Raw genomic sequence first — 24043 nt, forward strand, 5'->3', positions numbered from 1 at the left:
ATTGGACTCAGATAGAACAAATATGCGAACACATAGACGAATAATAATGAAATACTTTCTAAGTCTTATCCTTTTGGCAGCATCAATTTTTACTAAAGCCCAAATAAAGCTTGATCAAAAAGACTTCAATAATTTAATAGCTATTGCTGAGCTCTATTCCTATAATACAAATTCAAGAGGAGATCAATTTGCCAAATCAATTGACTCATTACGGACCCATAAGCTGAATCATATTGTTGATGCTTTAATTGCGGTTGGCAAAGGTGACCATACAATTTTGGAGACACAATTTCTTGCAAGACCAAACGAAGAAGAGTTGGTATTATGGTATGTCATCCGCGAAATTCACTATAATAGGACAAACGAAAAAGTCAAGGCAAGACCAGCTGCTGAAGTCGCAAATGAAGTTCTATTCCAGCAGATTGATAGTCGATGGTTGCTTGATAACTACTACTATCGTATCCATGGTGGTATAGCTTCATTGTTTAACGAAGCTGATTTGAGCAAGTACAATTTCAATATGGATAGTTTAGGACTTAAGGACGAAACTGAAAAGGCAATCTTCTTTTTAAATATGATGGATGCTTTGGTTGGAGGACGGTTCAAAGTTCTACAGATGATGAAAAACAATGAAAAGATTCTTGAGTTTTGCGACAAGCTTCCAAAGTTTAATGGCAAGGAATATTTCTACTTTAAAAACTTTGACTACGCAGACTTTGATTGGGTTGGATACGATAAAACAGTAGCATACAATGAATGGCACATTGGTAGTTTTTACAGTACATTGATTGCACAATTCAGTTCATCTGCTGAATTAAAGGATAAGAAAAGGATGCAGGAAATTTATTTCAATTCTATTTTACACGAACCAAAGTATTTTAAATTCACGGAATCAAAAGATGAATTACAAGCATTCTATGACAAATCCAAATAAATTACTATTCTGGCAAGCAATCCACTGTGAAAACTATTTGAGTGGTGAAATAGCCTAACATAATGGAAAACGAGAAGTTGTTGATTCTACAGCTTTTATTCTGTTGAATGCTTAACAATTCCTTTTTCAATGTGCGATAAGTATAATGAGTAAATTTAACAAATAACTGTTGCGAGTTTTTAAATGGGATATTTTATATGAAAAATTCTATATTAAAAAAACAAATCAGCTGCAGTAACCCCCATTCAATACATTTGCAGATAAATTCACCTACGCTTTTTGTTCCCGTTTTCCGAAATAGATTTTTACGATGTGTCCTTACGGTATCTGGCGAGATAAAAAGCTTTTCAGCAATCTGCGGGCTTGAGTTCCCTTTGGCAACCAAGGATACGATTTCCATCTCACGCTTGGAAAGTTTAGGGATCTCAAATTGTGGAAGCTGTTTGGATAAGTCGATCTGACAATAATCATCGCGCGAACCAATACCGGTAACGAGCACAATTTTATTATTACTTTGGGTAATGTGTTGTACATCAGTATGAATGTTAAGTGCAGACGTTAAACGTCCTAGATCATCCTTAGCAAGATGTATAGCTTGGTGATGAAACAAGTGATAATCGCCCTTAGCAACGCGCATGCGAAAGCAGTAAGACGTTTTCAAAAACAGTTGATGTTCAAATCCAATTTCCTTCATTTTGACTAATGTAGCTTCCTCTGCTTTCAGCACAAACTCCAGATCCTCCGGATGTATTTGGTCTATGACCTCCCTTATTGTCGTTGGTTGAGTAGCCAATCCATGGATACTTGTGATATTTTCTGAAACTTGAGAAAGCGAATAGTCAGCTAAATTGATTACATAATGGTAATATGGCCCAACTGCCAAAATATCCGATAGGTGATTCACAATACCATACGGTTTTTCTGATTGAAAATTATTGGACAGTGCATCGGGATAACTTTCCCAAAGGTCGGCGAGGAGGTGATGATGTTTCTTAGGTTCCATAGGCGCTCGGTCCGTAGTAAATAATGTGGCTTAATAAATAGGTTATTTATTCATACTAAAATATAAAAAATATTTTAATATACCTCAATTGGGGTATATAGCTATCAAATGCTTTGCTGTAAATTAGTATTCTATATGACATATTAATTTAATGAAAACTGAACGTTTTAATGATCAAAACAAGAGGTTGACCGATTTTCGCACAGAGGTATTGGTTGTTTGTCCGACATGTCGAAGGCAGGCTGTGGCAAGCGTAGATTATACGAACAAAAAATCAAGGCTGCAGTGTATATCCTGTGGTTATAACAAAGAAAAAACAACAGAGACACGGGTGTTTGGAATCAAAGGACATATAGAGGTAGCAGCACATATTTATTTCAGTGCAGAACTGTGGTTGGTACATACCTTTAAAGATGATGTTTTTTGGGCTTATAATTACGCGCATCTTGATTATTTAGAAAGTTACATTTCTGCCAAATTACGCGAACATAAAGATCGGAGCCATTTTACCTTGCTCGAAAAGCTGCCTAAATTTTACCATGATGCAAAAAACCGAAGCGCATTGTTGAAATTGATCGACAAGATGCGAAAGCGTTCACGCTAGCTCCGGATCTATTTTATGTCGCTCATTTCATTTTATATTTTAGTCTTTGGTACTCTAAAAGTCTGATTTCAAAATTGCTGCTGATAGCACTATGGAAAGTCAGTATCTCGATAAGAACATCCAATTACTTCTCAAACAGATTCATAATTTTCGTGCTTCCAATCAATAGGAGTCCATTTTGCTATTTATACTCCAATCTCTTCCCTTAAAACTATTGCATCTCAATAGATATTTTAAAAATACCCCATTTGGGGTATTTACCTGTGTGTGTCAAATATGGAACTTAGCATTACTATATATTAACTAATTTGATTATGAAAAGTATTGAAAAGGTGATGTGCATATTTATGTTTATAGGCTTTGTAGCTAAAGGCCATGCACAGACAAAGAAAGAGACGGTAACTCATTATTATTATACACTAGTATATCTAGATGGTAAAAATGTTGGAATTACTCCAGTGTTAAGTGGTACTGTTGAAAAATACACCTATTTATCGACCTGTATGCGCGGTCTGGAAAAAAAACATCTCAACGTATAGTAGGGAATAAAATATTTCCAATCGTGTAAAGAAAGCCTTGATGCATCTTTCACGTTTTTGATCAGAGAAAAAAGAAATATTCTAACCGTTTAAAACTTAAATTATGGGAAAGAAGATAATCAATCGGAAATCAGTATGGATAGTGCTGCTGATGGGTCTTTCTGTTGTCGGATACGCTCAACAATTTGAAAATATCGGCGAGTTTAACCGTTTATGATGATTAAAATAAGGTTACAATTGGACAGTATCTGGAAGTCGCTAGATCCAGAATATGAAAAATTAATAATGTATAATCCTAAACTCTCTAAGGTTGATTTTAGCACGCATATCAGTAAGATACAAAAGTTAGTAAAGAGCTATGAAGCACGCATAGAGCAATGCCAAAATGCTTTGAAAACCTTGCCTGAATCAAACAATATACAGTCTAATTACGATCTCAAAGACTGGACAGAAGAGCGTATTTTACATTATCAAACGATTATTTCGGCCAGGCAAATGCTCAAACTGAAGATTAAGGAATTGGAAAACAACATTAATAGGCTGAAAAAATAAGAAGATTTTTACCATGTTATAGAGTATGAAAAAGTATTTAATTGTGCTACTTCTATCGGGATGGGTAGGAGTAGTATGGGGCCAGAGAGAAGAAGATGTTTTGACAAAGCTAGAAAGAAAGTATAGGATTAATAATTCCACTAAGAAAGCAACCAAATCTAAGGATACAAAAATTGATGATAAGACTATTGATTCTATCTCGAAATTATACGAATCCAGAATATATGGTCGTGTTAATAAAGGGGTTCGTCCAAAGGAAACCAATACTTATGTTGTTGAGTATAATTTTGGGCAGGGTGTTTTTAGTCGGAATCGTTTAGCGGCAAGGGTAAATTATCCTATGGTATTTAAAATTACCAATATTAATAGGCTGGCATACGATATTAATATTTCATCTATTGATTCTATCCTTGCTAATTCTTTAATCGCTGATGACCTGTCAAAATGGATTCCTGCAGCGTCACCGGTAAAACCTGAAACGATCATAAGTCAAGCAGCCAACCAATCTAGTACAGTCGATATTTCTGCGAATGATGTTATCCATCAAGGGAAAGATTCCGAGGATAAAGTCAAAGCTATTGTTGCTGACGCTGAAAATATTCAGTATATAGGCCGAGAGACGGAGAAACTTCGTGTTCTAAAAGATACGCTTGAAAAAGTTTCCAGTGATTATGAAGAAGGAAAGCGACAACTTAATGTTTTAATAGCTCAAAGAGATAGTTTGTTGACCGTAAAGAAGGCCATGTCGGACAGTTCGGCGAATGAGAAACAGGACTTACAAAGGTATATAGACACTTTAGATAGAATGAAGGAAAAGATAAAATTTTATCGTGATTCTACAAAAATACTGGCAGGTATGCAAGAGATAAGAAAAAAGTATAGTGACCAGGAAAGTAAAGTTAAACGTGTAACAGATATAAAGAATAAGGCGTTTAGAAAGTTTTCATACGATAGTGAGAATTATATAACAGGCTACAATGCGTTAATTAAATCCTATAATAATATTCGTCAGTTAATGGTTGATTATAAAGAGATGTTGGTTATCTGCCAAAACCCTAATCTAACTTTGGAAAGCTATTCTACTGACGCTAAAGTAAAGATGGATAGCGTTTACAGTAGGTTAACTTCGGCCTTTCACTCGATAGAAAGCATTAATGACCAGCTCAGTCAAATGGGGCCATTATATGCACAAATAAAATACAACCCAGGACTAGATAGTCTTCTCAATTTTGGTGGAAAGATAAAATTATACGCGTACATAGAGTCCTTAAAATTCAATGTGGATATGCTGCAAAAGGGATTTGATCGAAAGCTTCTTGATGCGATAGCATCTGAAATGAAAGAGTGTATACCGATGTTGAGCCGTGAAGAGAATTATTATATTGTTTCGGAGCCCATACAACCGAAAAATGATATGGTAATTTTTAATATCGCCATAAAAAAACGTGAAGGTAACTCTAGTAAACTTATAAAAGAAAGATTTTTCAAGCATGAAGAATATATTCGAAAGGGTTTGCGATTCGATCTTGGTATAGGCCTAGCCGGTAGTTTTTTCAGGAATGCAAAACTGTATGACTTGGAAAGACGAGACAGCGCTACCTATATTACAAGGAAAGGTAGGCACACGTATGTACCATCGGTTATTGGGTTAGCTACTTTAGGGTTTCGTTCAGCATCTTACACCACATTCGGATTGAGTGCTGGGATGGGATTGGATATCAATGAGGGTGAAATCCAGGTTAGTAATTTCTATACTGGTCCAAGTCTTACTTTGGGACGTTATGACCGTGTCACGATCACTGGTGGAATTGCACTCAAAAACTTAAATGTATTAAAATCAAGCTATCAAGTTAATAAGGGGTATTCCCCATCTATCTCGGAGAGTGATGTATTCACTAAAAGATATCATTTTGGTTACTTCCTATCGATAACTTACAATCTGACTAAAGGAATGAAGAACAATATTAAGTATTTAAAATATATACCTTGATAGTTTTGTCATTGCATTACTGCTTCAAAGAGTGGTAAAAATATTTTTTACTTTCATTTTCCTATGCATAAAGGCGGAATTTATAATAAAGACGAAAAATATACCATAATCTCTGTTAATTTATTCGATTTTGAAAAAATAGATGCGCCAGAAGAGAAGGAATGGAGAAATTTATTAGACAAGAATAATAATAGCATAGGTTTAATATGCTTTTTGATAGCCACTTAAGTTCCCAAATTAGTAAATGTAATTAAACATCTTCGAACTTTATGCGTTACACCATCGTACTATACCTACTGTTGTTTTTTAAGATGATAGTAATATGGTAATTGGCTTTATCGAAATTTGTGTCAGTTGCGCCGGTGCCTCGGTCAGCGAAGGACTCCGGACTTTTGTTGTCTGCCCCGAACGAATGGCTGTTCTCGGGAGCATGGTGAATCAGATCGCAGAGAAGAGCAGCATCAGCGCTACAGTACTACAACAAAACGCGAAAAAATTGCCGAAACTTTGGGTATTACAACCAATACCTGTAGAACACATCGTAAAAATCTATTCCGAAAAATAGACTGTCATAGCGTTGCAAGTTTAATTAAAAAGTCAACAGAATTAGGGCTGTTGTAAAAGTTGTTTACTTGATCGAGAAACGTCAATTATTTTTTTCAAATAAATCCCTCTTGTGAACCAGATATAATCAATAGGTTTCGAAGGTCTATTGCGCATTATCTTTCAGTGATACCCGCAAGAAAAGGCAGTGAAATATTTTACTTCAAGGGTGAAACCAAAATCCAAAAATTCTCCTGGTCTCTATATTAATCGGGTAGTGGTACAAAAATTTTGTCCCTAATATTATTTTCTTCTAATTTCTGTAACAATATCGTTTTCGGTCTGAAGTTTGAAGCCTTTCTTTCGGTTCTTTTTTATTGAAATATGGATATCTTCCAAATTCTCAGGTAGGACATTTTCGTTAAGAACAAATAAATAATGGTTAATCACTCGATATAAATCGAGTTTGGAAATCGTATATTTATTGGGATCAAAGGGCATATTCTTATTTACATAGGTATAAAAAAGCAATTCCTTCTCCAACTCATCGCTTTTAATCGCATTATCGATATACTGTTTGTATTCATTTGAATTAGACTTGAGCTCCTTTATATATCCAATATAAGAATTGTAGCAAGAATCTTTTTGTCTATTATAAATTTCGGGACGTTTTGCCGCATATCCTTTTATCTTTTCATATTGATGCTTCGTCGTAATCAATTTACTAATTTCTAATTCAAACTTATCATTACCTTTAATTTGGGAAAACGCCATTTGAAATAGTATCAAAAATGCTAATGTTATAACTGATTTCATATTATATTTATTTTTTTTTCTATAATAAACTTTTGATTGATATGTTTCACCTCCAAATGTGTAAGTCGGGTTCGTTGATCCATATTAAGGAGGAACCTTATAAGCAATTTGTAATTAGCATCAATATAAACACAATTAAAGACAGCATACATGTAAATTCTTGTTTATACAAAAAGATATCGGTGGATGCTAAAGGCAATATAAAGAATTGTCCTAGTTCAAGTAAAATACTAGGGAATATTAAAAATGAATCGATACTTCAAGCGGTGGATAATCCAAGTTTAAAAGAATTGTGGCTTATTAATAAGAGTTTAATAAATGTGTGTAAAGATTGTGAATTTCGTCTAATATGTATATATTGCCGAGTAAATATTCAAAACCCTGCCGACATGGGAGTGTAAATTAAACTGTGTCACATCACTCCTTTTAGGGTTCGTACTCAGAGGCTGGAAGCCTTGAGTGCGAACCCTAAAAGGAGTTGCCGAAGGCCTTAATTCTATCTCCAAATTTAAGATGTAATTGTTGCATTGTCAATCCCCAGTTACGAATAGGCATAGTCCATTTCTTTGAAATGTCTTTAATAGTCAGGTAAACGAGCTTCAAGAGCGCCTGATCGGAGGTAAATGCCCCCTTTGTTTTCGTAATCTTTCTAATCTGCCGGTGCATCGCCTCAATAGCATTTGTCGTATAGATAGCTCTACGGATATCGGGCGAGTACTCGAAATAAGTAGACAGATTTCCCCAATTATCTAGCCATCCTTTTGAAGAGAGCGGATATTTCTTGCCCCATTTTTCATCAAACTCCAATAGCTTTTCGTAGCTCTGATCCTGATTATTGGCCTGATAGATAGGTTTTAAATCTGCAACAACAGCCTTTTTGTCTTTTTCGGGAACATACCGCAGACTTGAACGTATCTGGTGAACTATGCAAAGTTGGATTTGTGTTTTGGGATATACTGCTTCGATGGCGTCCGGAAATCCCTTTAAACCGTCAATACATGCAACCAGAATATCTTCTACACCACGCTGCTTTAGATCCGTCAGTACCGACAGCCAAAACTTCGCGCCTTCATTTTCTGAAAGATAGATGCCGATCAGGTCTTTTCGACCATCACGATTCACCCCGAGTATATTGTACACCGCACGTGTTTGAACGCTGCCATTGTCTTTAACTTTATAATGCATACAGTCCAGAAAAACAAAGGGATATATCGATTCTAGCGGACGGTTTCGCCATTCATTGAGCGCAGGAACGACCCTGTCAGTAATACTGGAGATCTCAGTAGCAGATATATCCATGGCATACATCTCCTTCACATAGCCCGAAATATCTCTTGTGCTCATGCCCCTGGCATACATCGAGATAACATTACCTTCCAGTTCTTCTGTAATGATCAATTGACGTTTTGGGACTATCTTAGGATCAAAAGTGCCGTTCCGGTCACGACCGCTCTCCAGTTCGAAATGTCCCGCCTGAATACTACGTACAGTCTTTTTTGTCCTCCCGTTTTTACGGTTAATCTCTCCTGAAGCTTTACTTTCCTGTAGATGGTGATCCAGTTCGCCTTCCAACATGCTTTCTAGAAGATGTTTCAGCATCGGTGCTAAAACACCATCTTCACCGCCCATTTTCTTGCCTTCGTAAAGGCCTCTCATTGCTTCCTCTTTGAAGCGTTCAAAGTCAAATTCCTCTTTTTCCATTTCCTGTGTCTAATATAAAAATTCTTTATCTGACACAGTTCAGTTTACACCCTCGCCGACATATATTCTAAACCAAAATCTTGTAATTATGATCCATATCAAGCTGAATATACAGTGTAAAATTTTAGTATTTATTTTTTTTCTTTCGAGCTGTACAGCTGTAAATAGACCAATAGCTAACTTAAATAAGTTTTCTCAAGGATCAATGAATCAGTTTACAAATGATTCTTTAGGGGTAAAGATTGATTTCTATGGCAATGCAAATTTTGGATCAAAGTATATAGATTTAAAAGATGTTAAGTCTGTTTTTCGAAAAAGAAAAATAATTTTTCCATTAAAGAATATTGTTTTTTGGGGCTCATATGACGTAACGAGAAACCCAATGTATTTTGTCGGTAGTATTGAAACATTTTTAGATGTTTCAAAGTTCTCTGTAGATACTTCTATGTATCAATGTATTTATTATAGAAGTATTAAGAAAAGTAAAAATAATATCATAACTAGCATTGCGATCCCGTATAGTAAAGATTTATTTCTTTTAATTAGAGAGATTAGGACAGAAATTACCGATATGCAAGAAAGTGTTCGAGATGTTCTAAATACCATAAAAACTTCCTACAGTTCTTTGGCTTACGGAGAAAAGTTTGTCAAGGAAAGGACGGAGAAAGAAATAGACTATTTTAGTATAGCTGAATCAGCCTTTAAAGATAGGGGATACACGAACTACTTATATCCAAGAGACACCTTAGAAAAACTTGTTCTGCAAAATAAAAATAGCCAATTTGCCAGCGAGTTATTTAAATCATATAGTTCGTTTCTTGGTGAAAGTATTCAATATGATAACGCGACTAAACAACAACAGCATTCGGTCGGAAAAACATCAGTTTCGATCGACGAGATAGTGGAGAAAATTAAGGGACATCGAGTGGTCATGTTTAACGAGAATCATTTACAACCACGCTGCCGTTTGTTAATCAATCTTTTGTTGCCAAAACTTTACAAAGAAGGTTTTAATGTCTTAGCATTAGAAAGTCTATCTGAAGATGAGGAACGGATTAATAGATCGGGATTCCCAAATGTTGAAAGCGGATTTTACACCAGGGATCCTAATATGGCGAATCTCATTAGAACGGCAAGAATGTATGGTTTAAAAGTAATTGGCTATGAGGATTTTGAAAACACAAGTAATAGAGATCTCCAACAAGCGAAGAATCTTATTAAAAAAAGTGAAATCGTTAAAAAAAATCAAGGTAAACTTATAGTATTAGCCGGCGGGGGACATATTGAAGAAGGAGATGCCGGAGAAATTAAAAGTATGGCTCAGTATTTTAAAAAACTCAGCAAAATAGACCCCTATACGATTAATCAAGTTAAATATTTATCCATTAACGAAGTTAATGATTCGGTATACGTTATGGATAGCAAAATGTGGGATGGTTATGACTTGTATTTATCAAATAATCTGAATAGCGATAAAATAGTGATTGGAGCAAATGATTTTTGTCGCAGATATAGTATATCAAATACTAATTCGACCAAATCAGGTAAATCTGCCATTTACATCTATAATGAAAAGGAATATCAATTGGATAATACAGCTATTCCAGTTTATTTGTCACTTTCCAAAAAGGATTCGGTACAGATAGACTTTCCAAAGGGAATATATAGGTATCTGAAGAGAGATCAATATGGGACTATAATTCATCAAGAAATTATTGAAGTAGAATGAAGAATGATAAAATAATATTAATTTCCTTAGCTGATATCGTTAGCCATTACATACCCACGTTCTTTTTTGCAAGTAAACTACAGAATTTTAACTTTAAAATTGTGTTTGTCGGTAATTGTAAATGGTAAATAAGAATGCAGCGTAATTGGTAAGTTTGAGTGCTGCATTTTCGGCACTAATAAATACACAATCCAGTCCAAAAGTATGCTATAAAATTTACTTGTCCAAGAACGTTTTTCTATTCTGCATTCTATAGCTTTCCCCTGTGAGGTTTGGACTTACTTTGAATGTTGTAATGCTTATTATTTTGAACTAGATATCATTGAGTTTAAATTCCATGGTTTCGGGTCGCAAATGGCTTCCTTTTTCCTTCATCACGCCATTTTTATCGATATAAATATAATAGGGAATACCAGGGATATTAAATATTTTAGATAAATCTACACTTTGTTGGGAATTTAGAAAATAGTGTTCACCGCCCAATTGAAGCTTGTTCAAAGTCCGCAGATACCTATCCTCATCTGAGAATACACAGATATAAACAAAGCTAATTGCTTTGTTTTTAAGTTTTTGTTCCAATTTTTTGGAATTCGGCATCTCCTTTAAACATGGGCCGCACCAAGGGGACCATATATCAACATAGATTACCTTATTTTTATTTTTAGCAATGATTTCTTTAAAAATTTCTTCTATCCCCGATGAAAACTTGTGGTCCTTTATTTTTTCGCTCAGTGGAGCTGGGGTTTCAATTTCAGTCTTAGTTTGTTTATAAATATTGAATAGCTGGTCTTTTAAGTATGGTTTTGTAATATACTTATCGATGATAGCGTAGTTGTTCTCGTATAAATTAACAGACTGTCTTCCAAGGCTTCTACTAAAAGCTGTCGTGAGCATAATTTCTCTTAAAAACGGATCTTCTATCATGTTAATAGTGCCATTGATTTTTAATGAATCGACCACTTTAGTTGGACCCAATATTCCTCCGCTTGGTATTATATCAATGTCTTTTGGAAGTTTGCCTTCTTTAGCCATGCGTTCGTAAAGATAAAAGTAAAAACTACTAGCCACAGCATTTAAGGTTTGTGTATTTTTTAATTGTTCAGTTGTTAAGGGTAACCATTCTTTTAATTGCTCAAAGTACTTGGCTGGTACTACCTGTGTCGTGTCAAAGGGTAAAAAATTGTTTTGCTCACGATGATTCATGGGGTAATGGCCTAGATCATCAAAATATTTGTTTTTTAGATCTGTCCTGATCCAAGATTTGCATTCATCATTTGGGTGATAAGAAGCGTCAAATGCTTGAAAAATGTCTGTTGCAATTTTCAACCTATTTTGGATATGGCTTTTGTATTCCTCAATTTCCATTTCCTTGAAAGATTTTAATTGTTCTTCCCACATTTTAAACATTCTTGCGTCAGAATAATAAATCTTTAAGAATGTGCTAATATCCTGATTGGTCTTCGCATGATCACCCGCATATTCAATAGATTCTAAGACTTTTGCCATGGAATTTTTATCGCCATCAAAGATAAGTTTTAGATTATCTTTTGGTTGCAATAAAATAACAAACGATGTTTTATAGACCAAGTATATCTCAGACAGTAAGTCAATGGGGATAGATTGAGAAAAAGTACCATTGCTATCCACATCAATATTCACCTGTAGACTTGGAAGCCCAAGTCGTTGTACATGGGCTGTAAAGGGTATGCTTCTGTCGTATTTTTTTATTTTTCCCGATAATAATGCGCAGTTCATCCGATCGGGTGTACCTTGACCCCAAGCGAAAAAGGTCAGGCAAATGGCTATACATATTAAAATGTGTCTCATAATAATGGAATCTTATCGAAAAAAATCATAATTAAGGCTTAATAAATCTTTGATTTACTTGAATACAATATATTGTAAATATTTTAAATAAAAAGATATATTTTGTTCAAAAATATGACGAATAATCTCAATAAAGCTTCATTCCGCACTGATGATCTTAAGAAATTAAAATAGTTTAAAACCCAAATCCGTCTAATATAAACTCCGAGTAGATATCTTTCTTATACTGCTTCCCTTAATCAATTAGGCACCAATCAAACTACGCTAGCTACAACGCTAGGTTCTGTTGTTAGACGTATGGAAATATTTAACGCATCAGGAACTAGCTTAGGATATATTCCAATATATGACCACATTAATCCGTAAAATATTTAAATAAACGAATAATGCCTTTAAAATTAAATCTCGATCAATTAACTGTACCTGAACTATTCAAAAAAAATTTTACGAATAGAAAATGGTAGTGCGGTGTATGATAAGATCGACAGCTACACTGGCCAGGACAGTCGATGGACATTGGTCGTTATGTTTTAATCATGCAACCAAGAGCCTAGACCAAAAATCTAGGCTTTTACTATTAATTGCCTGTTCCTAAAAGCATTACTTAAAAAAAACGGTCTTTTTGTTTTAGGGGAATGGACGCAGATAGCCGCTATTATTGCTGTGTACAGAACACTATAAAACCCGTTTTTCAAGAATAATGCTATCTCCATCATTACTCATCTTCTGAAAACCCAATTTTTCAGCAAATTTCAGTGCCTTAAGATTCGTTATTTCAGTCTTTGCTACCAAAACATTTACCTGGTACTTTTCTTTTGCCAATGCTATCAACAACTCAAAAGCTGCAGACATTATTCCTTTTCCCCAATATTTGGGCAGCAAAGAACCACCAATCTCAATTTTCTTTTCTTCCTGATTCCAGTGGTGTAAGGCGCAGTCACCAATAATTATATGCTCATTTTCCACAGTTCGTATACTATAGAGTTCCTCGCAAAGAGATAAAATATGTTCTGTAAACTGTACCTGATTCGTATGCTCCTCATTAGTTGTCTGGTCCTTAATGGCCGATTCATCTTCAAAGTACAATCGGTAAAATGACTCAGAATCTTTTACAGACATTTCTTTCAATATGATATCTATACGGTCTCCAGCCGATATCATGACCTCCATAAATTATAAATTTTATGTTTATTTATCAATAATTGCCGATCATTGACAGATCAATAGTTATTTGCAGCATATTGGTTCAAAGTTAATGATTTAGAAAAATATGATTAACTTATCCTATGTGTGCTTGAATAGAAGACTGAGTGATGAATTACAACAGGAATTTTTCAGTTCTGATAACTATTTTATAAAGATGATATTAAGAATTACACTGTTGATGTTTATAGTCGCCTTTTATGTTTCTGGTGTAAATGGACAGACAAAAGGCATGTTTTCTAAAGGTGCGAAAATCGTAATGCCCAATATTCAGGGGTATTTTGAGGAATGTGTGGTAAGCGGGACTATAGCTATTTATGATAATAGAAATGACATCTGGTTTGTATCCGATACATCGGATTCCAAGATTGAAAGTGTACCTGCCATCTACGTTTAAGGTTATCAATATGCTTATCGCATTAGAGACAAGTCCGGTCAAAGATGAAAATGCTGTGGTGAAATGGCCTTAGCATCGGGAATATTTGCTTGGAGATAAGTTTGGCTGTGTCATAAATAACAGTGTTCTTTACCAATTCTTTTTGATACTTATACTGTTTCTCGTAAGTAGCAAAGGTATGAACTGGCTTATTTTCCTTGTTAGCCATTTTCGTGGAAGAAGAGATAGAAGTTAAATTAAATTCTTGCTGTAGCTTCTTTTTGTAATCAACTTCCGCTGTGATTGTTTCTTGCTTTTTACACGCAAGGAGGAGGGATAATGACATCGCTGTCATTACCAGATTTTTTGTTTTTATAAAGCTTTTCGGGAGTTCTGCCAATTATGAAGTACAAATAGTCGAGTGTCATTTTTCTTTCTTCCTCAACAAATAAAACGACACAACAGCCGTCACCAAAAGCACCACACCAATCACAATTGATGCTATAATATATGCGTGATCATAAGCCTGAGCCACAGCGGTGAATAGCGATTTATTGTTTGCTGAATGCTGAACAATTGACATGGCTTCTTCTACTCCCTCTTTTGCTTTTACAGATATTCCTTGTGGTAACTGAATAACAGATTGATAAATATTTAACATTAGGCTTCCTATAATCGATACAGCGAGTAAACTACCCATTTCATAAGAAACTTCTTCAACAGATGAAGCTACACCAGCCACGTCGTGTGGGACACTTCCAACGATGGCTGAAGATGCAACTGCCATTACCAATCCTAATCCCATGCCTATTAACACAAGAGAAAATACAACTAAAGAAACTTCCGGAAAGCCCCAAATCAATACACAAACACCGACTGTCGCAACCAACATTCCGCCACTTAGTAAAGGTCGAACGCCCGTTTTATGTGCAATTGAACCTCCTATTACAGTTGTAAGCAAAGCCCCAATTGCCAGACTCGCTACCATTAAACCTGCTTCTAAGGGTGTCATATCGCCAATGAGTTGGAAACGTTGCGATGTAATTAACTCTAACCCTGCAATCGCGAACATACAGACAAATGCCCCAATGACACCTGCAGAAAGTTGAGGTATTCTGAATATGGAAAAGTCAAGCATAGGATGCTCGGATTTTTTTTGACGACGTGCAAAACTAAAAAGCCCTGATAAAGCAGCTATTGCAGCAGCTATGATTATAATTCCCGATGCATCAGATTTAAAGACCTCTTTTATAAATAACACCAAACCGGTAAGCCCTATCATAAATTGTAATGCGGATATCAGATCCCAAGGCTTCGAATTTTCAGTGTGACCTTTGGGCGCATAAATAAATGTTCCAATTATTGCAATGATTACTACTGGTACATTAATAAGAAATACAGAACCCCACCAGAAATGATTAAGTAATAATCCGCTTACTACTGGTCCTAAAGAAGCACCTATGGTTGAGATACTCCCCCAAATAGCAACAGCAATATTAAATTCTCGAGGATCGTGAAAGGTTAATCTTAACAGTGCTAATGTGGCAGGCATCATAGAAGCTGCTCCTATAGCAAGTATTGCACGTGAAGCAATCAACCATTCAGGGTTGGGTGAAAAAGCAGCCAGAAGGGATGCCAAGCCAAAAATAGTAAGGCCTACTAGGAAGAGTTTTTTATGGCCTAGTTTATCTCCCAGACTTCCGGTGCCAATTAACAAACCTGCCATTACCAAAGGATAAGCATTTACCATCCATAAGGATTCGGTATGGTTAGCCCCCATTTCTTTTACAAGAGTAGGAAGTGCAGTGTAAAGTATCGAATTGTCAAGTGTGACTAATAATAAACCCATCGCTACGATTACTAAAAGAATCCAGCGTGAATTATTGGAGGTGTTTACAGACATATTTTTATTAAAATTTCAATTAAACTTAAAAGGTAATTTTCTCAGGAAGAATATTAGAAATACACTTATTGAATTTCATTGTCTACTAGATGTTTTAATATCCGTTTTCGAAGCGTGTAATTCAGATAGGAAAAGCCTACACTATCGTTATACCAAATACCTTCGGCTACCAGAAAAAAAATTAGATTTTGAATGTTAGAACCTTTGGTAACATCGGGAAGAATATTTTCTTTCAGCCAATCTTCCCACAAGGTTCGATATTCGTCTTTTACCAAAATAGCCTGCACAATTACCCGCATTATCTTTTGATAAGCCATATTGTCGCCATTCTTCAATACAAATTTCAGGTAAGACTTTGCGTTGTTTGTTATTCCTTGTTGTTCTTGATAGGCTTTCAGGAAATCTGTAAGATGGGACAAATTTTGTTTCATCAGCTCGTCCAACAATTCATCTTTATTTTTAAAATGATGAATGATACCACCCTTACTCAACCCTGTTTTATCAGCAATGGCCTGAAAAGTAACTTGTGACCAATCCGCTGATGTAGCAATCTCCAAAGCAGCGTCCAACACAATCTGCCTGTTATGTACGGGTTCTTTTTTTCGTTTATATGCGTTTTTCATGTCGCAAAGATACCAAATGTTCGGTTTCTTTTAGAAAAAAAACAATAGTTTTTTAAGTTATTGCTACACAACTATTCACCTTGGATAAAACCTTATTAATATTTTGTATTTTTCAGAATAAGCGATAAAACTCACTGCTTATCTTATTTAACCCAATCTATCTATTAATTGAAGCAATATTTTTGTTTGTTTCTGTATGGATCTCTCATCTATAATTTTTGATAAAATTTCAGTTTTTTCAATAGTATCCAATTGATTAAATTGGTCAAAAACACCTACATCTTGAAGTGCTTCGAGAATATCCCTCTCTGATACCTCAGGTTGTTTGGTTATCAGATGTAAAGATACAGTGACTGTATCTCCAGCATCTTTTTTAATAAAGTCTCGAATGCCTTTATTAACCGAGATCATTTTATCCTGACCCTTTATCGAGAAGAGATTAATTGACTCTACTTTGTAGCTATCAATGAATCCTGCTACTTTTACGGTTCCCCATTTTCCAACAATATGCTTTGTGTTTGGAATTTGAATATGATATGTCCATGCACCTTTGCCTTTTTCATATTTTAATTCTAATTCTTGGTCTTTTACTAAATAGTTCGCTTGCATAGACATATTTCCTAATTGTGTTAATTTACTTTTTTAGTAGTTGTATTTTTATTGTGCAACAAATTTGCTTTTCAATATCAAAAACAAAATTCCGCTAATTATAACTCCTCAGGGGTAATTAAGCGAAATGATTGTGCACCTCCATAGTTTGAAAGTAAAAGAAGTTACTATCAGTAGAATTTCAAAATACTATTCAGCCAAATTGTGAGTAGCGCACAAAATCCAATTATTAAAACATTTGTTACTGCTCTAAAAATCCACACTTTTTTTGATAAGTCGTAGTTTATATATTTTGTAATCGCTACTGAAACTCCCATAAGAAAAAACCAAACAGAGAAAAATAACGAAAGTTTTCCTCTCAATAAAGTGGTTACTAAATCGTGGACAAATCCGCAAAAAATAAATGTCAAAACTAATGCAAGAGCATCTGGTAAAATCTTTTTTAAAGGTTTAAAGATTTTGGTTCCTAAATAGTAGCCGAAAATCGGGTTCCAAAAATTCCAGAATGCAGAAAAGTTTTTAGCACCCAGTGACCTTTGTAAATTATTTCTAAGTGATTTTGGATGCCCAATAGGGACTCCGTTTCTTTTTGCTACATATTCAGATAATTTCATTTTGACTTTAAATATCTATAACTGCAAATTTACTGAATTACATAAAAATCTGAGTTAACCAAACGACGTTCTTTTGCTTCTTTTCTTTGGTCGTTGTGTGGAAAGAAAAGAAGTCAGTACCATAACCAATCATTGGGATACCAAATATCCCACACAATAATATCGCAACCTGTTTGGTAAAATGTGAGAATTGGAATTTGTGGAGCAGTACATTTGGGCAAAGGGGTTGTACCGATTTTAAATGCGAAAAGGCGGTTCCGACCAACGGAAGGATGCGTCTTTTCGCCGCCCGATTTTGGCTGTCAAGCGACTTTTAGAGGTTGGGTTTGAAAGTTCTTCAGATTAAGAAAGAAACCCCTGTTTTCGGTCATTCCATAGCGGAACATAGACCAGAGTAATGAACAGCCCATTTGTGCCAATGTTGCATTGATATACAAATCCTGTTTTTCCAATGCTTCAGCTAAACTGCAACTTGGTATATCGTCTTTTTGTTCGGACTGTTTCAGCAGGTCGCCAAATTCATCGGTAACCATTGGCAGGTTTGCCACCGTTTGGTATTTCTCGGAGTTAGGTTGTTTGATTTCTCCGATAGTAGATAGTATCACTTGTCCTGTCTGTTGGCTGTTGCCAAAGTCTAACCAATATTTTGGCTCATCACGGTTGGCTCTGCATTTGCTCATCGCTTTCAGCATTTCTGCAATATCAAATCTTGCCTGTACATTATCCACACAAGTAATGTAAATGGTTGCTTTTGCATTTTCGGGCAGTCCGCCAAAATTATTACGTTCAAACTTTTGGGTTTCCGCTTTCCAATTCGTACCCATAAAACGGTTAACACGGTTTATCAATGCTACCGACTTGTACAATCCTGTTTCGCTCGGTGCAAATCGCTGTCTGCCCAAATTGGCTTCCGTGATAATATCATCGTCCCACAAACGAACCTGCAAACCTGCGTGTCCCAATTCTGTTAGGCTGTGGCTCATTTCCATTAAGGCGGTCAGCACCTTTGAGCCTGTGCCACCTGCACCAATCAAATTAACCTCAATAGGGTTGGTAGGACTTATTAAATAGTTATCCGTAAAATGGACTGCTGTTTTTATTGTTTCCATTACAATAGATTTTTAAGGGTTTTGTTATTCGGTTTCAATACTTCTTTTGGGAAGGGTTTATCGGTGTTTACAAGTTCTTTCCAAAGAGCTACGCAATTGCCTTTTATCGGTTTGTGATTGCCTAACAAATGGCTGAAATAGGAATTAAAGAAATAATACTCCCAAGCCTGTATAAATTCTTCTACCGAAGCGGATTTCTTAATATCTACGCTTACTGTACCCATACAGACTTTGCCGTCTTCATAGATGTTGAAATAAGGCGTATGATACAACTTTGTCTTTTCTGTTGGTCTTCTATCGCTGGAAAGAGCAAACACGCTCAAACTGTTTTTACTGGCTTTCCAAAGCATTGGCGGTATTGGTGCTTTTCCGTTGGGTATTTGTAGACTATCCACAAAATACATTTGCCTTTGCTGTGCTTTGGTGTACCATATTACCGCACCTTTTTCCGCATTGGGGTTGATGTGTAAAACGTTGGTCGGCAAAATTCCGTTTGACTTCAAAAAGGCTTTGTTCTTTTCCTGTTCGGTATTGAGTGCCTTTGCCAAAACATTCGCTTCCTTTACGGTCAGTGGGTGAGCGTTAATAGGATTACCATTTTTGTCCATATCGAAATGCTCTACATAAACATCGGTATTGCTTCCTTTGGTTTCATAGAATACCAAAGCCGATTTTGGATGGTACAATGTGCCAAAGTCCTGTGTTATATCGTTAATCGTTTCCATAATTCCAATTTTTAAAAAGTGTGTAAAATGTCGCTTAGGCTGTGCAGTAATGTGAACAGTCGGTTTTCAAAACAAAGATTATTGGCGGTTATATCCCTGCCGTCAAATTGTTTTAGGATAATGGGTTCTTCCATTTGTCCGTATTCCTGTATTTCGTTGTTTACCAATTCTATAAGGGTTTCATTCAGCCAACCTTTGTAGTCAGCATAGAATGAAATATACTTTTCCATACCGATGATGTTTTCCATATCTTCTTCCGATGCTTCTCCGTTGGGTTTCGCATTACGGAATACGTTTTCATTCGGATAGGTCTGATAAAGGGAAAAGGCTTCTTTTGCTACGGTCAAACATTCGGTATCAAAATCATCTTTGGCTTTAAAGCTATTGATACGCTGTTCAAATACGGTAAGATTAATGCGATTGTAAATCCGTTGCTCCATATAATCCCCGATATATTCGGCTTGTTTTATCTCGGCAAGATAAACGGCTGTTTCATCTGTACTATCGTCTTGTTCCACCCAATCGTTCATCATTTCATACATCCAATACAGATAACTTGCTTCCTGTCTGTAATACGGTATGCCAGCTATGTGATACAGATAGGTACAAACAGATAACAATAAATGAGCGTTTCTTTTCCGCTTAGGATTGTGCAACATTCGATATAGTGAAGCAACGGGAATGTAAAAAAGTGTTGTTCCTGTATTGTAGCGTTCTTCACTTACAAAATAGGTTTTCTTACTGTCCTGTACCAAATGGATTTCTTCCCAATCCAAAACTTTTAGCTTTAGTTTTTCTTCTATATCCGACATAGCCAAAGCCATATTGTAGGGATAGGGAAATTGTCGGGTCTGCATCGGCTCAATTTGGTAATGCTCTGCCAATTTGGAAAGGGACTGATAAAAATCCCTTTCCGTTTTGTCTGATTTCCTGCAAGCCTGTACGGTTTTCGTTTCTTTCAGTTTAGGCAGAAAAATACACTTTAGAAAACCATTGGCAACATTGTTGTCGGAACTGATTTCCGTTTGTCTTTTCGCACTTCGTTTGTGTCCTTTGGCTTTTGCATCCAATTGGCGAACTCGTTTAATTGGCGGTGCAATTGCCGTTGGCGTTGCTGTTCGGGTATTGTGATAGTTCCCGATAGGATATGTTTGTGCATAGTTCATCGCTTTAAATATTTGGTTCAACCTTTTGTACCCATTACGCTTCTCAAATTTGTACTCTAATGCATCATCTTTTATCTGTGGTGCAGATGCTTTTGCGGTTGTAAGTATCGGGTACATATTGGCGTAAAAATTCATTACGGCTTCCACGCTCCAACGTGGTTCGGGGTCGGTCAGTCTGATGTCCTGTCCTTTATCTTTGAGTATAAACACTCGTTCTAATTTCGTTGCTAATAACATAAATTCTGATTTTTGGATTAACACTTTTATTCTTCTTCGTCCGTTTCATCTACAGGATAATCGGCTTTAACTTCTTCCGTTTTTGGCGGTTCGGGTGTGGTTTCTTCCATTGCTCCGAAAAGGCTCGGTGTGGCAAACTTGTCCGACAATGATGTTTTGAGTTTGCGTATCTCGTCTGCTTTTTCGGGAAACTCTGTTACGTCGGGAACTTTCATCCACGCTTCACGGAATTTGCCTTCTTTTTCGAGTTCGTCAGCCTTTGCCATTCCGTCTTTAAATTTCTTGTCTTTAGCTTCTTTTTCCTTTTTGGCTTTCTCGGTTTTTTCTTTTTCCATTGCCGATTGCTTTTTGACTTCTTCCATTTGTTTGATGAATTTTTCCATATCCACCATTACGCCCGAAACGGTTTGGATAGGTGCTTTTATCTGCTCAAAAAATCCCTCGTCAAATTCCTGTGGTGTGGCGTTAAATGTCAATGGAGGAATGAGGTTTTTGGCACTATCTCCACATTGTTCGTTATTGAGCAGTACCGATACAATTAGGTTGTTTTCTGCTCCTTTGGAAATGTTCAGTTGCAATACGCCTGTAAAGTCCAAAGCTTGTATCTGATTGAAAAAATTGGTATTCATCGTTCTGAAATTTTAATTGTTATCTATTCGTTTTTTGATTGCTGTAAGTTTCTCGTGTATGTCCGTTCAATAGGCTTTTTGTCTTTTGTCGAACTCGGAAAAACTTTTGTCCTCGTGGATGTATCCTGTATTCCGTTTGGCTATTTTGATAGCTTCTTTTAGGTTGGTTATTTCTATTTCGCAACCGTTCAAGTCATTAATTTTTACCATAATAAACCCTTCAATCTTCCAAAATTCTAGGTATAGGCTGTATTATTTCTATATTGTCCCAAACGTGATTGAAGATTTTGTTTATTTCGATATCTGACAATTTGTTGAGGAGCATAGCGTGATTGTATTCATTATGGATGTTAACACTTTTATCCTTAAAGGATCCTGTCGCAATTCTACATGTACTTTTTTCGCCCTTTATACACAGATGTAATGTGATGTCACCACCAAACTCATAAGCGAGTAAAATGGTTTCGTACAAGGGCATAGATCCTGGCATTGCTTTGTTTATTGTACAATCGTCAAATGCGACATTAGCAATTCGATTGAAAAATTCAAATCCTTCATGTTTTGCAACCTTTTTAGCGAACAATACATTTTCAATAGAACCTTTTGGGTTATCAAAGCCGTATAATAAGCTTGTGATAGTGAAAGAAAGTTTAGTTTTCATTTCTGTTATTTTTTAAGTAGGCTACCACCGTTTAAGGCAGTAGCTTGTTGTTATCTAATTAAGGTTTAGGATTTCCGCACCGTCCAAAGCAAAGGCGGTACACAGTTCAAATGCTTTTTGAGATTTTAATTGAGCTGTTCCGCCCATTACAATGCTCTGCAATTTGGCTTCGTCATTCTTGTAATTCCTTACATTCTGATAGTATCCTGTCACAGCGTTGTACGCTCCGAACAATGTGCCTTTGGTGGTGTCCATTTGTTGCGTGTCGCTTAACATCGCATATCTAAAAGCATCGTCAACCACATTTTTGAACACGGTTGAAACTTCATCTTCCGCACCTTTTTTGAGTAGGTCAAGCGTTTCCTTGTTCGGGCAAAGTGCCAATTGGATTAGCTTTTTGACCTCTTGGTCAGTTACTCTCACTTTCGACCAATTATTAAAGATGTTCTCTAATTGGTTGCTCAATGTATTTGCCAATCCCATAATCTTGTGGGCGTTTTCAATACGTTGTTTTGCTCCCGAAGTATGTTTGATACGGACTACGTTGGTCATATTGCGTAAGGAAGCATTCAGCGTGTTTTGGCATACGATACGGATAGGCGTAAAAGCGGCTGTAATACTTCCGCTACCATCGTGCGAAGTGGTAAGAAAAATGTACTTCTCGGTTACATCATCGCCATTACCTACACGGATATAGTCGGGCAGTTTGGCTGTAATAAAAATGCGTTCCCCGTTGCCCAATGCTCCTGCGGTTTCGTATAGAATACCCTCGCCACCACCTACAATAGCATCAAAGAAATTAAAGGCTTCACGGTTTTGTACAATGTGATAATCCTTACCAACCACGCCCAATACGGCATTGTTATCGGTTCGAATGTTGGCAAAATAGTTAGGTACTTCCAATTCGCTACTGCCTATCTCTATACCGTTGGCGGTTTCGACAATACCCGAACCTTTGGTAAACAATGGGGATTTAACCACCTCATAATCTAACCCTGCGTGTCGGATAGCTTCTTCGCTCGTTGGGTATTGCTCTACGATTTGCCCTAAACCGTGCCACGCTTTTTGTTTTACGCTGAAAAATGAATAACGTCCTGTTTGCTCGTTGAAATTGATATTGTGTGCCATAATGCTAAAATTTTGATGTTTGAAAAATGATTGAATACTTGTTGTTAAAATGGCAGGTCGTCCTCTGTTCCTTGTCCTGCTGTGCTTCCTGCTTGTGCAGTAGCCTGTACGGTTTCGGTTCTCTTGCCACCTCCATACAGTTTGATGTTTGATGTGTGGAAATTCAGTCCTGCTCTCGGCTCTCCGTCATTGCCTGTCCACGCTCTTGTGCTTACTCGTCCTGTGAGTTCTACCAAAGTGCCTTTTGTGAGTAGTGTGGCTACCTTTGCAGAAATCCAATAAGAGCAGTCGAAATAGGTGGTTTGCTCTATGCGTTCACCCTGCTTGTTTTTGTAGCTGTCGTTGGTCGCTACTGAAAAATTAACTACTTGTTTGTCCTGTGACGTTGTACGTACTTCCGCATCTCTTGTCAGTCTTCCGATGATGTTCATAATCGTTCCTGTTTTAAAAGTTTTACATTTTGTTACGTTTGCTTTTCTCGTTTCCTGCTTCCTGCTGTTGTTTGCTCGGCTTCGCTTCGCATAATTTTTCCAAAGAAAAACCGGAAAAAAGAAAGCAGACTATCAAGGCGGTCAGAGGGGAAAGCCAAAAGGAAACGGAATAATTGGAGGGTACCTTTAGGGAGGAAACCGTTTATGCCGTAGTCTTTTGGCTGGGATTGAGAGTGGGGTGACCGCCGTACTTTGGCTGCCTTTTTACCGGTTGATTATGGAAATATTCTGTCCTAAATTTTATGGGATAATTGACCAGGCGTTGAAAGCCTGTGATAGAGATTTGAAAAATATAAAGGAAGGAAAATAGCAGGGCTGTGTTTTTCAATTT

Annotated in this window: 25 protein-coding genes and 1 pseudogene; 9 read left to right on the plus strand and 17 right to left on the minus strand. The window is 36.4% G+C overall.

Annotated features, from left to right (window positions below):
* The first annotated feature begins 46 nt into the window (after positions 1-46).
* A complete protein-coding gene (locus VXM68_RS14255; protein WP_367209096.1) occupies positions 47-934 on the plus strand; it encodes a hypothetical protein in 888 nt (295 codons plus the stop codon).
* A 193-nt stretch (positions 935-1127) separates the two neighbouring features.
* Here VXM68_RS14255 and VXM68_RS14260 read toward each other — a convergent pair whose 3' ends face one another.
* Positions 1128-1937, minus strand: coding sequence for a LuxR C-terminal-related transcriptional regulator (locus tag VXM68_RS14260; protein WP_367209097.1), 810 nt, complete (start codon positions 1935-1937; stop codon positions 1128-1130).
* Positions 1938-2088: 151 nt separating this feature from the next.
* On the opposite strand from VXM68_RS14260, the gene VXM68_RS14265 reads away from it, so the two are divergent.
* The 5 genes from VXM68_RS14265 to VXM68_RS14285 all read left to right on the plus strand — a co-directional run bounded on the left by VXM68_RS14265 (position 2089) and on the right by VXM68_RS14285 (position 6243).
* Positions 2089-2541, plus strand: coding sequence for a hypothetical protein (locus VXM68_RS14265; RefSeq protein WP_367209099.1), 453 nt, complete (start codon positions 2089-2091; stop codon positions 2539-2541).
* 314 nt (positions 2542-2855) lie between these two features.
* Complete coding sequence (locus tag VXM68_RS14270; RefSeq protein WP_367209100.1) at positions 2856-3080, plus strand: hypothetical protein; 225 nt, start codon at positions 2856-2858, stop codon at positions 3078-3080.
* Positions 3081-3293: 213 nt separating this feature from the next.
* Positions 3294-3632, plus strand: a complete 339-nt coding sequence (locus VXM68_RS14275) for a hypothetical protein (protein ID WP_367209102.1) — start codon at positions 3294-3296, stop codon at positions 3630-3632.
* 25 nt (positions 3633-3657) lie between these two features.
* Positions 3658-5622: a hypothetical protein gene (locus tag VXM68_RS14280; protein WP_367209103.1), complete on the plus strand. Its 1965-nt coding sequence runs from the start codon at positions 3658-3660 to the stop codon at positions 5620-5622.
* A 354-nt stretch (positions 5623-5976) separates the two neighbouring features.
* On the plus strand, positions 5977-6243 hold the full coding sequence (locus VXM68_RS14285; RefSeq protein WP_367209104.1) for a LuxR C-terminal-related transcriptional regulator: 267 nt from the start codon (positions 5977-5979) through the stop codon (positions 6241-6243).
* 225 nt (positions 6244-6468) lie between these two features.
* On the opposite strand, the gene VXM68_RS14290 is transcribed toward VXM68_RS14285, so the two are convergent.
* Positions 6469-6981, minus strand: coding sequence for a hypothetical protein (locus VXM68_RS14290; RefSeq protein ID WP_367209105.1), 513 nt, complete (start codon positions 6979-6981; stop codon positions 6469-6471).
* A 56-nt stretch (positions 6982-7037) separates the two neighbouring features.
* Here VXM68_RS14290 and VXM68_RS14295 point away from each other — a divergent pair, with 56 nt between their 5' ends.
* The gene (locus VXM68_RS14295) at positions 7038-7382 is read left to right on the plus strand and encodes an SPASM domain-containing protein (protein WP_367211303.1); all 345 of its coding nucleotides are present in this window, start codon (positions 7038-7040) and stop codon (positions 7380-7382) included.
* A gap of 67 nt (positions 7383-7449) precedes the next feature.
* Here the strand turns inward: VXM68_RS14295 and VXM68_RS14300 are convergent, their stop codons facing one another.
* On the minus strand, positions 7450-8682 hold the full coding sequence (locus tag VXM68_RS14300; protein WP_367209106.1) for an IS256 family transposase: 1233 nt from the start codon (positions 8680-8682) through the stop codon (positions 7450-7452).
* A gap of 88 nt (positions 8683-8770) precedes the next feature.
* Between VXM68_RS14300 and VXM68_RS14305 the strand changes: the two genes are divergently transcribed.
* Complete coding sequence (locus tag VXM68_RS14305) at positions 8771-10411, plus strand: hypothetical protein (protein ID WP_367209107.1); 1641 nt, start codon at positions 8771-8773, stop codon at positions 10409-10411.
* A gap of 312 nt (positions 10412-10723) precedes the next feature.
* Here the strand turns inward: VXM68_RS14305 and VXM68_RS14310 are convergent, their stop codons facing one another.
* Both VXM68_RS14310 and VXM68_RS14315 read right to left on the minus strand, forming a co-directional pair.
* The gene (locus tag VXM68_RS14310; RefSeq protein WP_367209108.1) at positions 10724-12070 is read right to left on the minus strand and encodes a TlpA family protein disulfide reductase; all 1347 of its coding nucleotides are present in this window, start codon (positions 12068-12070) and stop codon (positions 10724-10726) included.
* Between the two features lie 843 nt (positions 12071-12913).
* Positions 12914-13408 (minus strand): GNAT family N-acetyltransferase, encoded by a 495-nt coding sequence (locus VXM68_RS14315; protein WP_367209109.1) that lies wholly within the window; start codon positions 13406-13408, stop codon positions 12914-12916.
* Positions 13409-13598: 190 nt separating this feature from the next.
* On the opposite strand from VXM68_RS14315, the gene VXM68_RS14320 reads away from it, so the two are divergent.
* On the plus strand, positions 13599-13838 hold the full coding sequence (locus VXM68_RS14320; RefSeq protein ID WP_367209110.1) for a hypothetical protein: 240 nt from the start codon (positions 13599-13601) through the stop codon (positions 13836-13838).
* Positions 13839-14241: 403 nt separating this feature from the next.
* Here VXM68_RS14320 and VXM68_RS14325 read toward each other — a convergent pair whose 3' ends face one another.
* The 12 genes and pseudogenes from VXM68_RS14325 to VXM68_RS14380 form a co-directional block, all read right to left on the minus strand.
* A complete protein-coding gene (locus VXM68_RS14325; protein WP_367209112.1) occupies positions 14242-15720 on the minus strand; it encodes an MFS transporter in 1479 nt (492 codons plus the stop codon).
* 65 nt (positions 15721-15785) lie between these two features.
* Complete coding sequence (locus tag VXM68_RS14330) at positions 15786-16343, minus strand: TetR/AcrR family transcriptional regulator (protein WP_367209113.1); 558 nt, start codon at positions 16341-16343, stop codon at positions 15786-15788.
* 147 nt (positions 16344-16490) lie between these two features.
* Entirely contained in the window at positions 16491-16952 is a 462-nt protein-coding gene (locus VXM68_RS14335) for a DUF1905 domain-containing protein (protein ID WP_367209114.1), read from the minus strand.
* Positions 16953-17122: 170 nt separating this feature from the next.
* The gene (locus VXM68_RS14340; RefSeq protein WP_367209115.1) at positions 17123-17566 is read right to left on the minus strand and encodes a hypothetical protein; all 444 of its coding nucleotides are present in this window, start codon (positions 17564-17566) and stop codon (positions 17123-17125) included.
* 302 nt (positions 17567-17868) lie between these two features.
* Positions 17869-18675: a PRTRC system ThiF family protein gene (locus tag VXM68_RS14345; RefSeq protein ID WP_367209116.1), complete on the minus strand. Its 807-nt coding sequence runs from the start codon at positions 18673-18675 to the stop codon at positions 17869-17871.
* Complete coding sequence (locus tag VXM68_RS14350) at positions 18675-19400, minus strand: PRTRC system protein B (protein ID WP_367209117.1); 726 nt, start codon at positions 19398-19400, stop codon at positions 18675-18677. Before VXM68_RS14350 ends, VXM68_RS14345 begins: the two co-directional genes overlap by 1 nt.
* A gap of 11 nt (positions 19401-19411) precedes the next feature.
* Entirely contained in the window at positions 19412-20566 is a 1155-nt protein-coding gene (locus VXM68_RS14355; RefSeq protein WP_367209118.1) for a hypothetical protein, read from the minus strand.
* A gap of 17 nt (positions 20567-20583) precedes the next feature.
* Positions 20584-20803: pseudogene (locus VXM68_RS14360) on the minus strand (PRTRC system protein C).
* A 26-nt stretch (positions 20804-20829) separates the two neighbouring features.
* Positions 20830-21432, minus strand: a complete 603-nt coding sequence (locus VXM68_RS14365; RefSeq protein WP_367209119.1) for a PRTRC system protein E — start codon at positions 21430-21432, stop codon at positions 20830-20832.
* 220 nt (positions 21433-21652) lie between these two features.
* Positions 21653-22093 (minus strand): hypothetical protein, encoded by a 441-nt coding sequence (locus tag VXM68_RS14370; RefSeq protein WP_367209120.1) that lies wholly within the window; start codon positions 22091-22093, stop codon positions 21653-21655.
* 54 nt (positions 22094-22147) lie between these two features.
* The gene (locus VXM68_RS14375; protein WP_367209121.1) at positions 22148-23221 is read right to left on the minus strand and encodes a DUF932 domain-containing protein; all 1074 of its coding nucleotides are present in this window, start codon (positions 23219-23221) and stop codon (positions 22148-22150) included.
* Positions 23222-23265: 44 nt separating this feature from the next.
* A complete protein-coding gene (locus tag VXM68_RS14380) occupies positions 23266-23652 on the minus strand; it encodes a single-stranded DNA-binding protein (RefSeq protein ID WP_367209123.1) in 387 nt (128 codons plus the stop codon).
* Positions 23653-24043 lie beyond the last annotated feature (391 nt).

The sequence above is a fragment of the Sphingobacterium sp. R2 genome (assembly GCF_040760075.1).
Classification (GTDB): domain Bacteria; phylum Bacteroidota; class Bacteroidia; order Sphingobacteriales; family Sphingobacteriaceae; genus Sphingobacterium.

Coding starts and splice junctions, on each gene's coding strand:
- VXM68_RS14255 (WP_367209096.1), top strand. CDS start 47: ATGAAATACTTTCTAAGTCTTATCCTTTTGGCAGCATCAATTTTTACT.
- VXM68_RS14260 (WP_367209097.1), bottom strand. CDS start 1,937: ATGGAACCTAAGAAACATCATCACCTCCTCGCCGACCTTTGGGAAAGT.
- VXM68_RS14265 (WP_367209099.1), top strand. CDS start 2,089: ATGAAAACTGAACGTTTTAATGATCAAAACAAGAGGTTGACCGATTTT.
- VXM68_RS14270 (WP_367209100.1), top strand. CDS start 2,856: ATGAAAAGTATTGAAAAGGTGATGTGCATATTTATGTTTATAGGCTTT.
- VXM68_RS14275 (WP_367209102.1), top strand. CDS start 3,294: ATGATGATTAAAATAAGGTTACAATTGGACAGTATCTGGAAGTCGCTA.
- VXM68_RS14280 (WP_367209103.1), top strand. CDS start 3,658: ATGAAAAAGTATTTAATTGTGCTACTTCTATCGGGATGGGTAGGAGTA.
- VXM68_RS14290 (WP_367209105.1), bottom strand. CDS start 6,981: ATGAAATCAGTTATAACATTAGCATTTTTGATACTATTTCAAATGGCG.
- VXM68_RS14295 (WP_367211303.1), top strand. CDS start 7,038: ATGTGTAAGTCGGGTTCGTTGATCCATATTAAGGAGGAACCTTATAAG.
- VXM68_RS14300 (WP_367209106.1), bottom strand. CDS start 8,682: ATGGAAAAAGAGGAATTTGACTTTGAACGCTTCAAAGAGGAAGCAATG.
- VXM68_RS14305 (WP_367209107.1), top strand. CDS start 8,771: ATGATCCATATCAAGCTGAATATACAGTGTAAAATTTTAGTATTTATT.
- VXM68_RS14315 (WP_367209109.1), bottom strand. CDS start 13,408: ATGGAGGTCATGATATCGGCTGGAGACCGTATAGATATCATATTGAAA.
- VXM68_RS14320 (WP_367209110.1), top strand. CDS start 13,599: ATGATATTAAGAATTACACTGTTGATGTTTATAGTCGCCTTTTATGTT.
- VXM68_RS14325 (WP_367209112.1), bottom strand. CDS start 15,720: ATGTCTGTAAACACCTCCAATAATTCACGCTGGATTCTTTTAGTAATC.
- VXM68_RS14330 (WP_367209113.1), bottom strand. CDS start 16,343: ATGAAAAACGCATATAAACGAAAAAAAGAACCCGTACATAACAGGCAG.
- VXM68_RS14335 (WP_367209114.1), bottom strand. CDS start 16,952: ATGCAAGCGAACTATTTAGTAAAAGACCAAGAATTAGAATTAAAATAT.
- VXM68_RS14340 (WP_367209115.1), bottom strand. CDS start 17,566: ATGAAATTATCTGAATATGTAGCAAAAAGAAACGGAGTCCCTATTGGG.
- VXM68_RS14345 (WP_367209116.1), bottom strand. CDS start 18,675: ATGGAAACAATAAAAACAGCAGTCCATTTTACGGATAACTATTTAATA.
- VXM68_RS14350 (WP_367209117.1), bottom strand. CDS start 19,400: ATGGAAACGATTAACGATATAACACAGGACTTTGGCACATTGTACCAT.
- VXM68_RS14355 (WP_367209118.1), bottom strand. CDS start 20,566: ATGAACTATGCACAAACATATCCTATCGGGAACTATCACAATACCCGA.
- VXM68_RS14365 (WP_367209119.1), bottom strand. CDS start 21,432: ATGAATACCAATTTTTTCAATCAGATACAAGCTTTGGACTTTACAGGC.
- VXM68_RS14370 (WP_367209120.1), bottom strand. CDS start 22,093: ATGAAAACTAAACTTTCTTTCACTATCACAAGCTTATTATACGGCTTT.
- VXM68_RS14375 (WP_367209121.1), bottom strand. CDS start 23,221: ATGGCACACAATATCAATTTCAACGAGCAAACAGGACGTTATTCATTT.
- VXM68_RS14380 (WP_367209123.1), bottom strand. CDS start 23,652: ATGAACATCATCGGAAGACTGACAAGAGATGCGGAAGTACGTACAACG.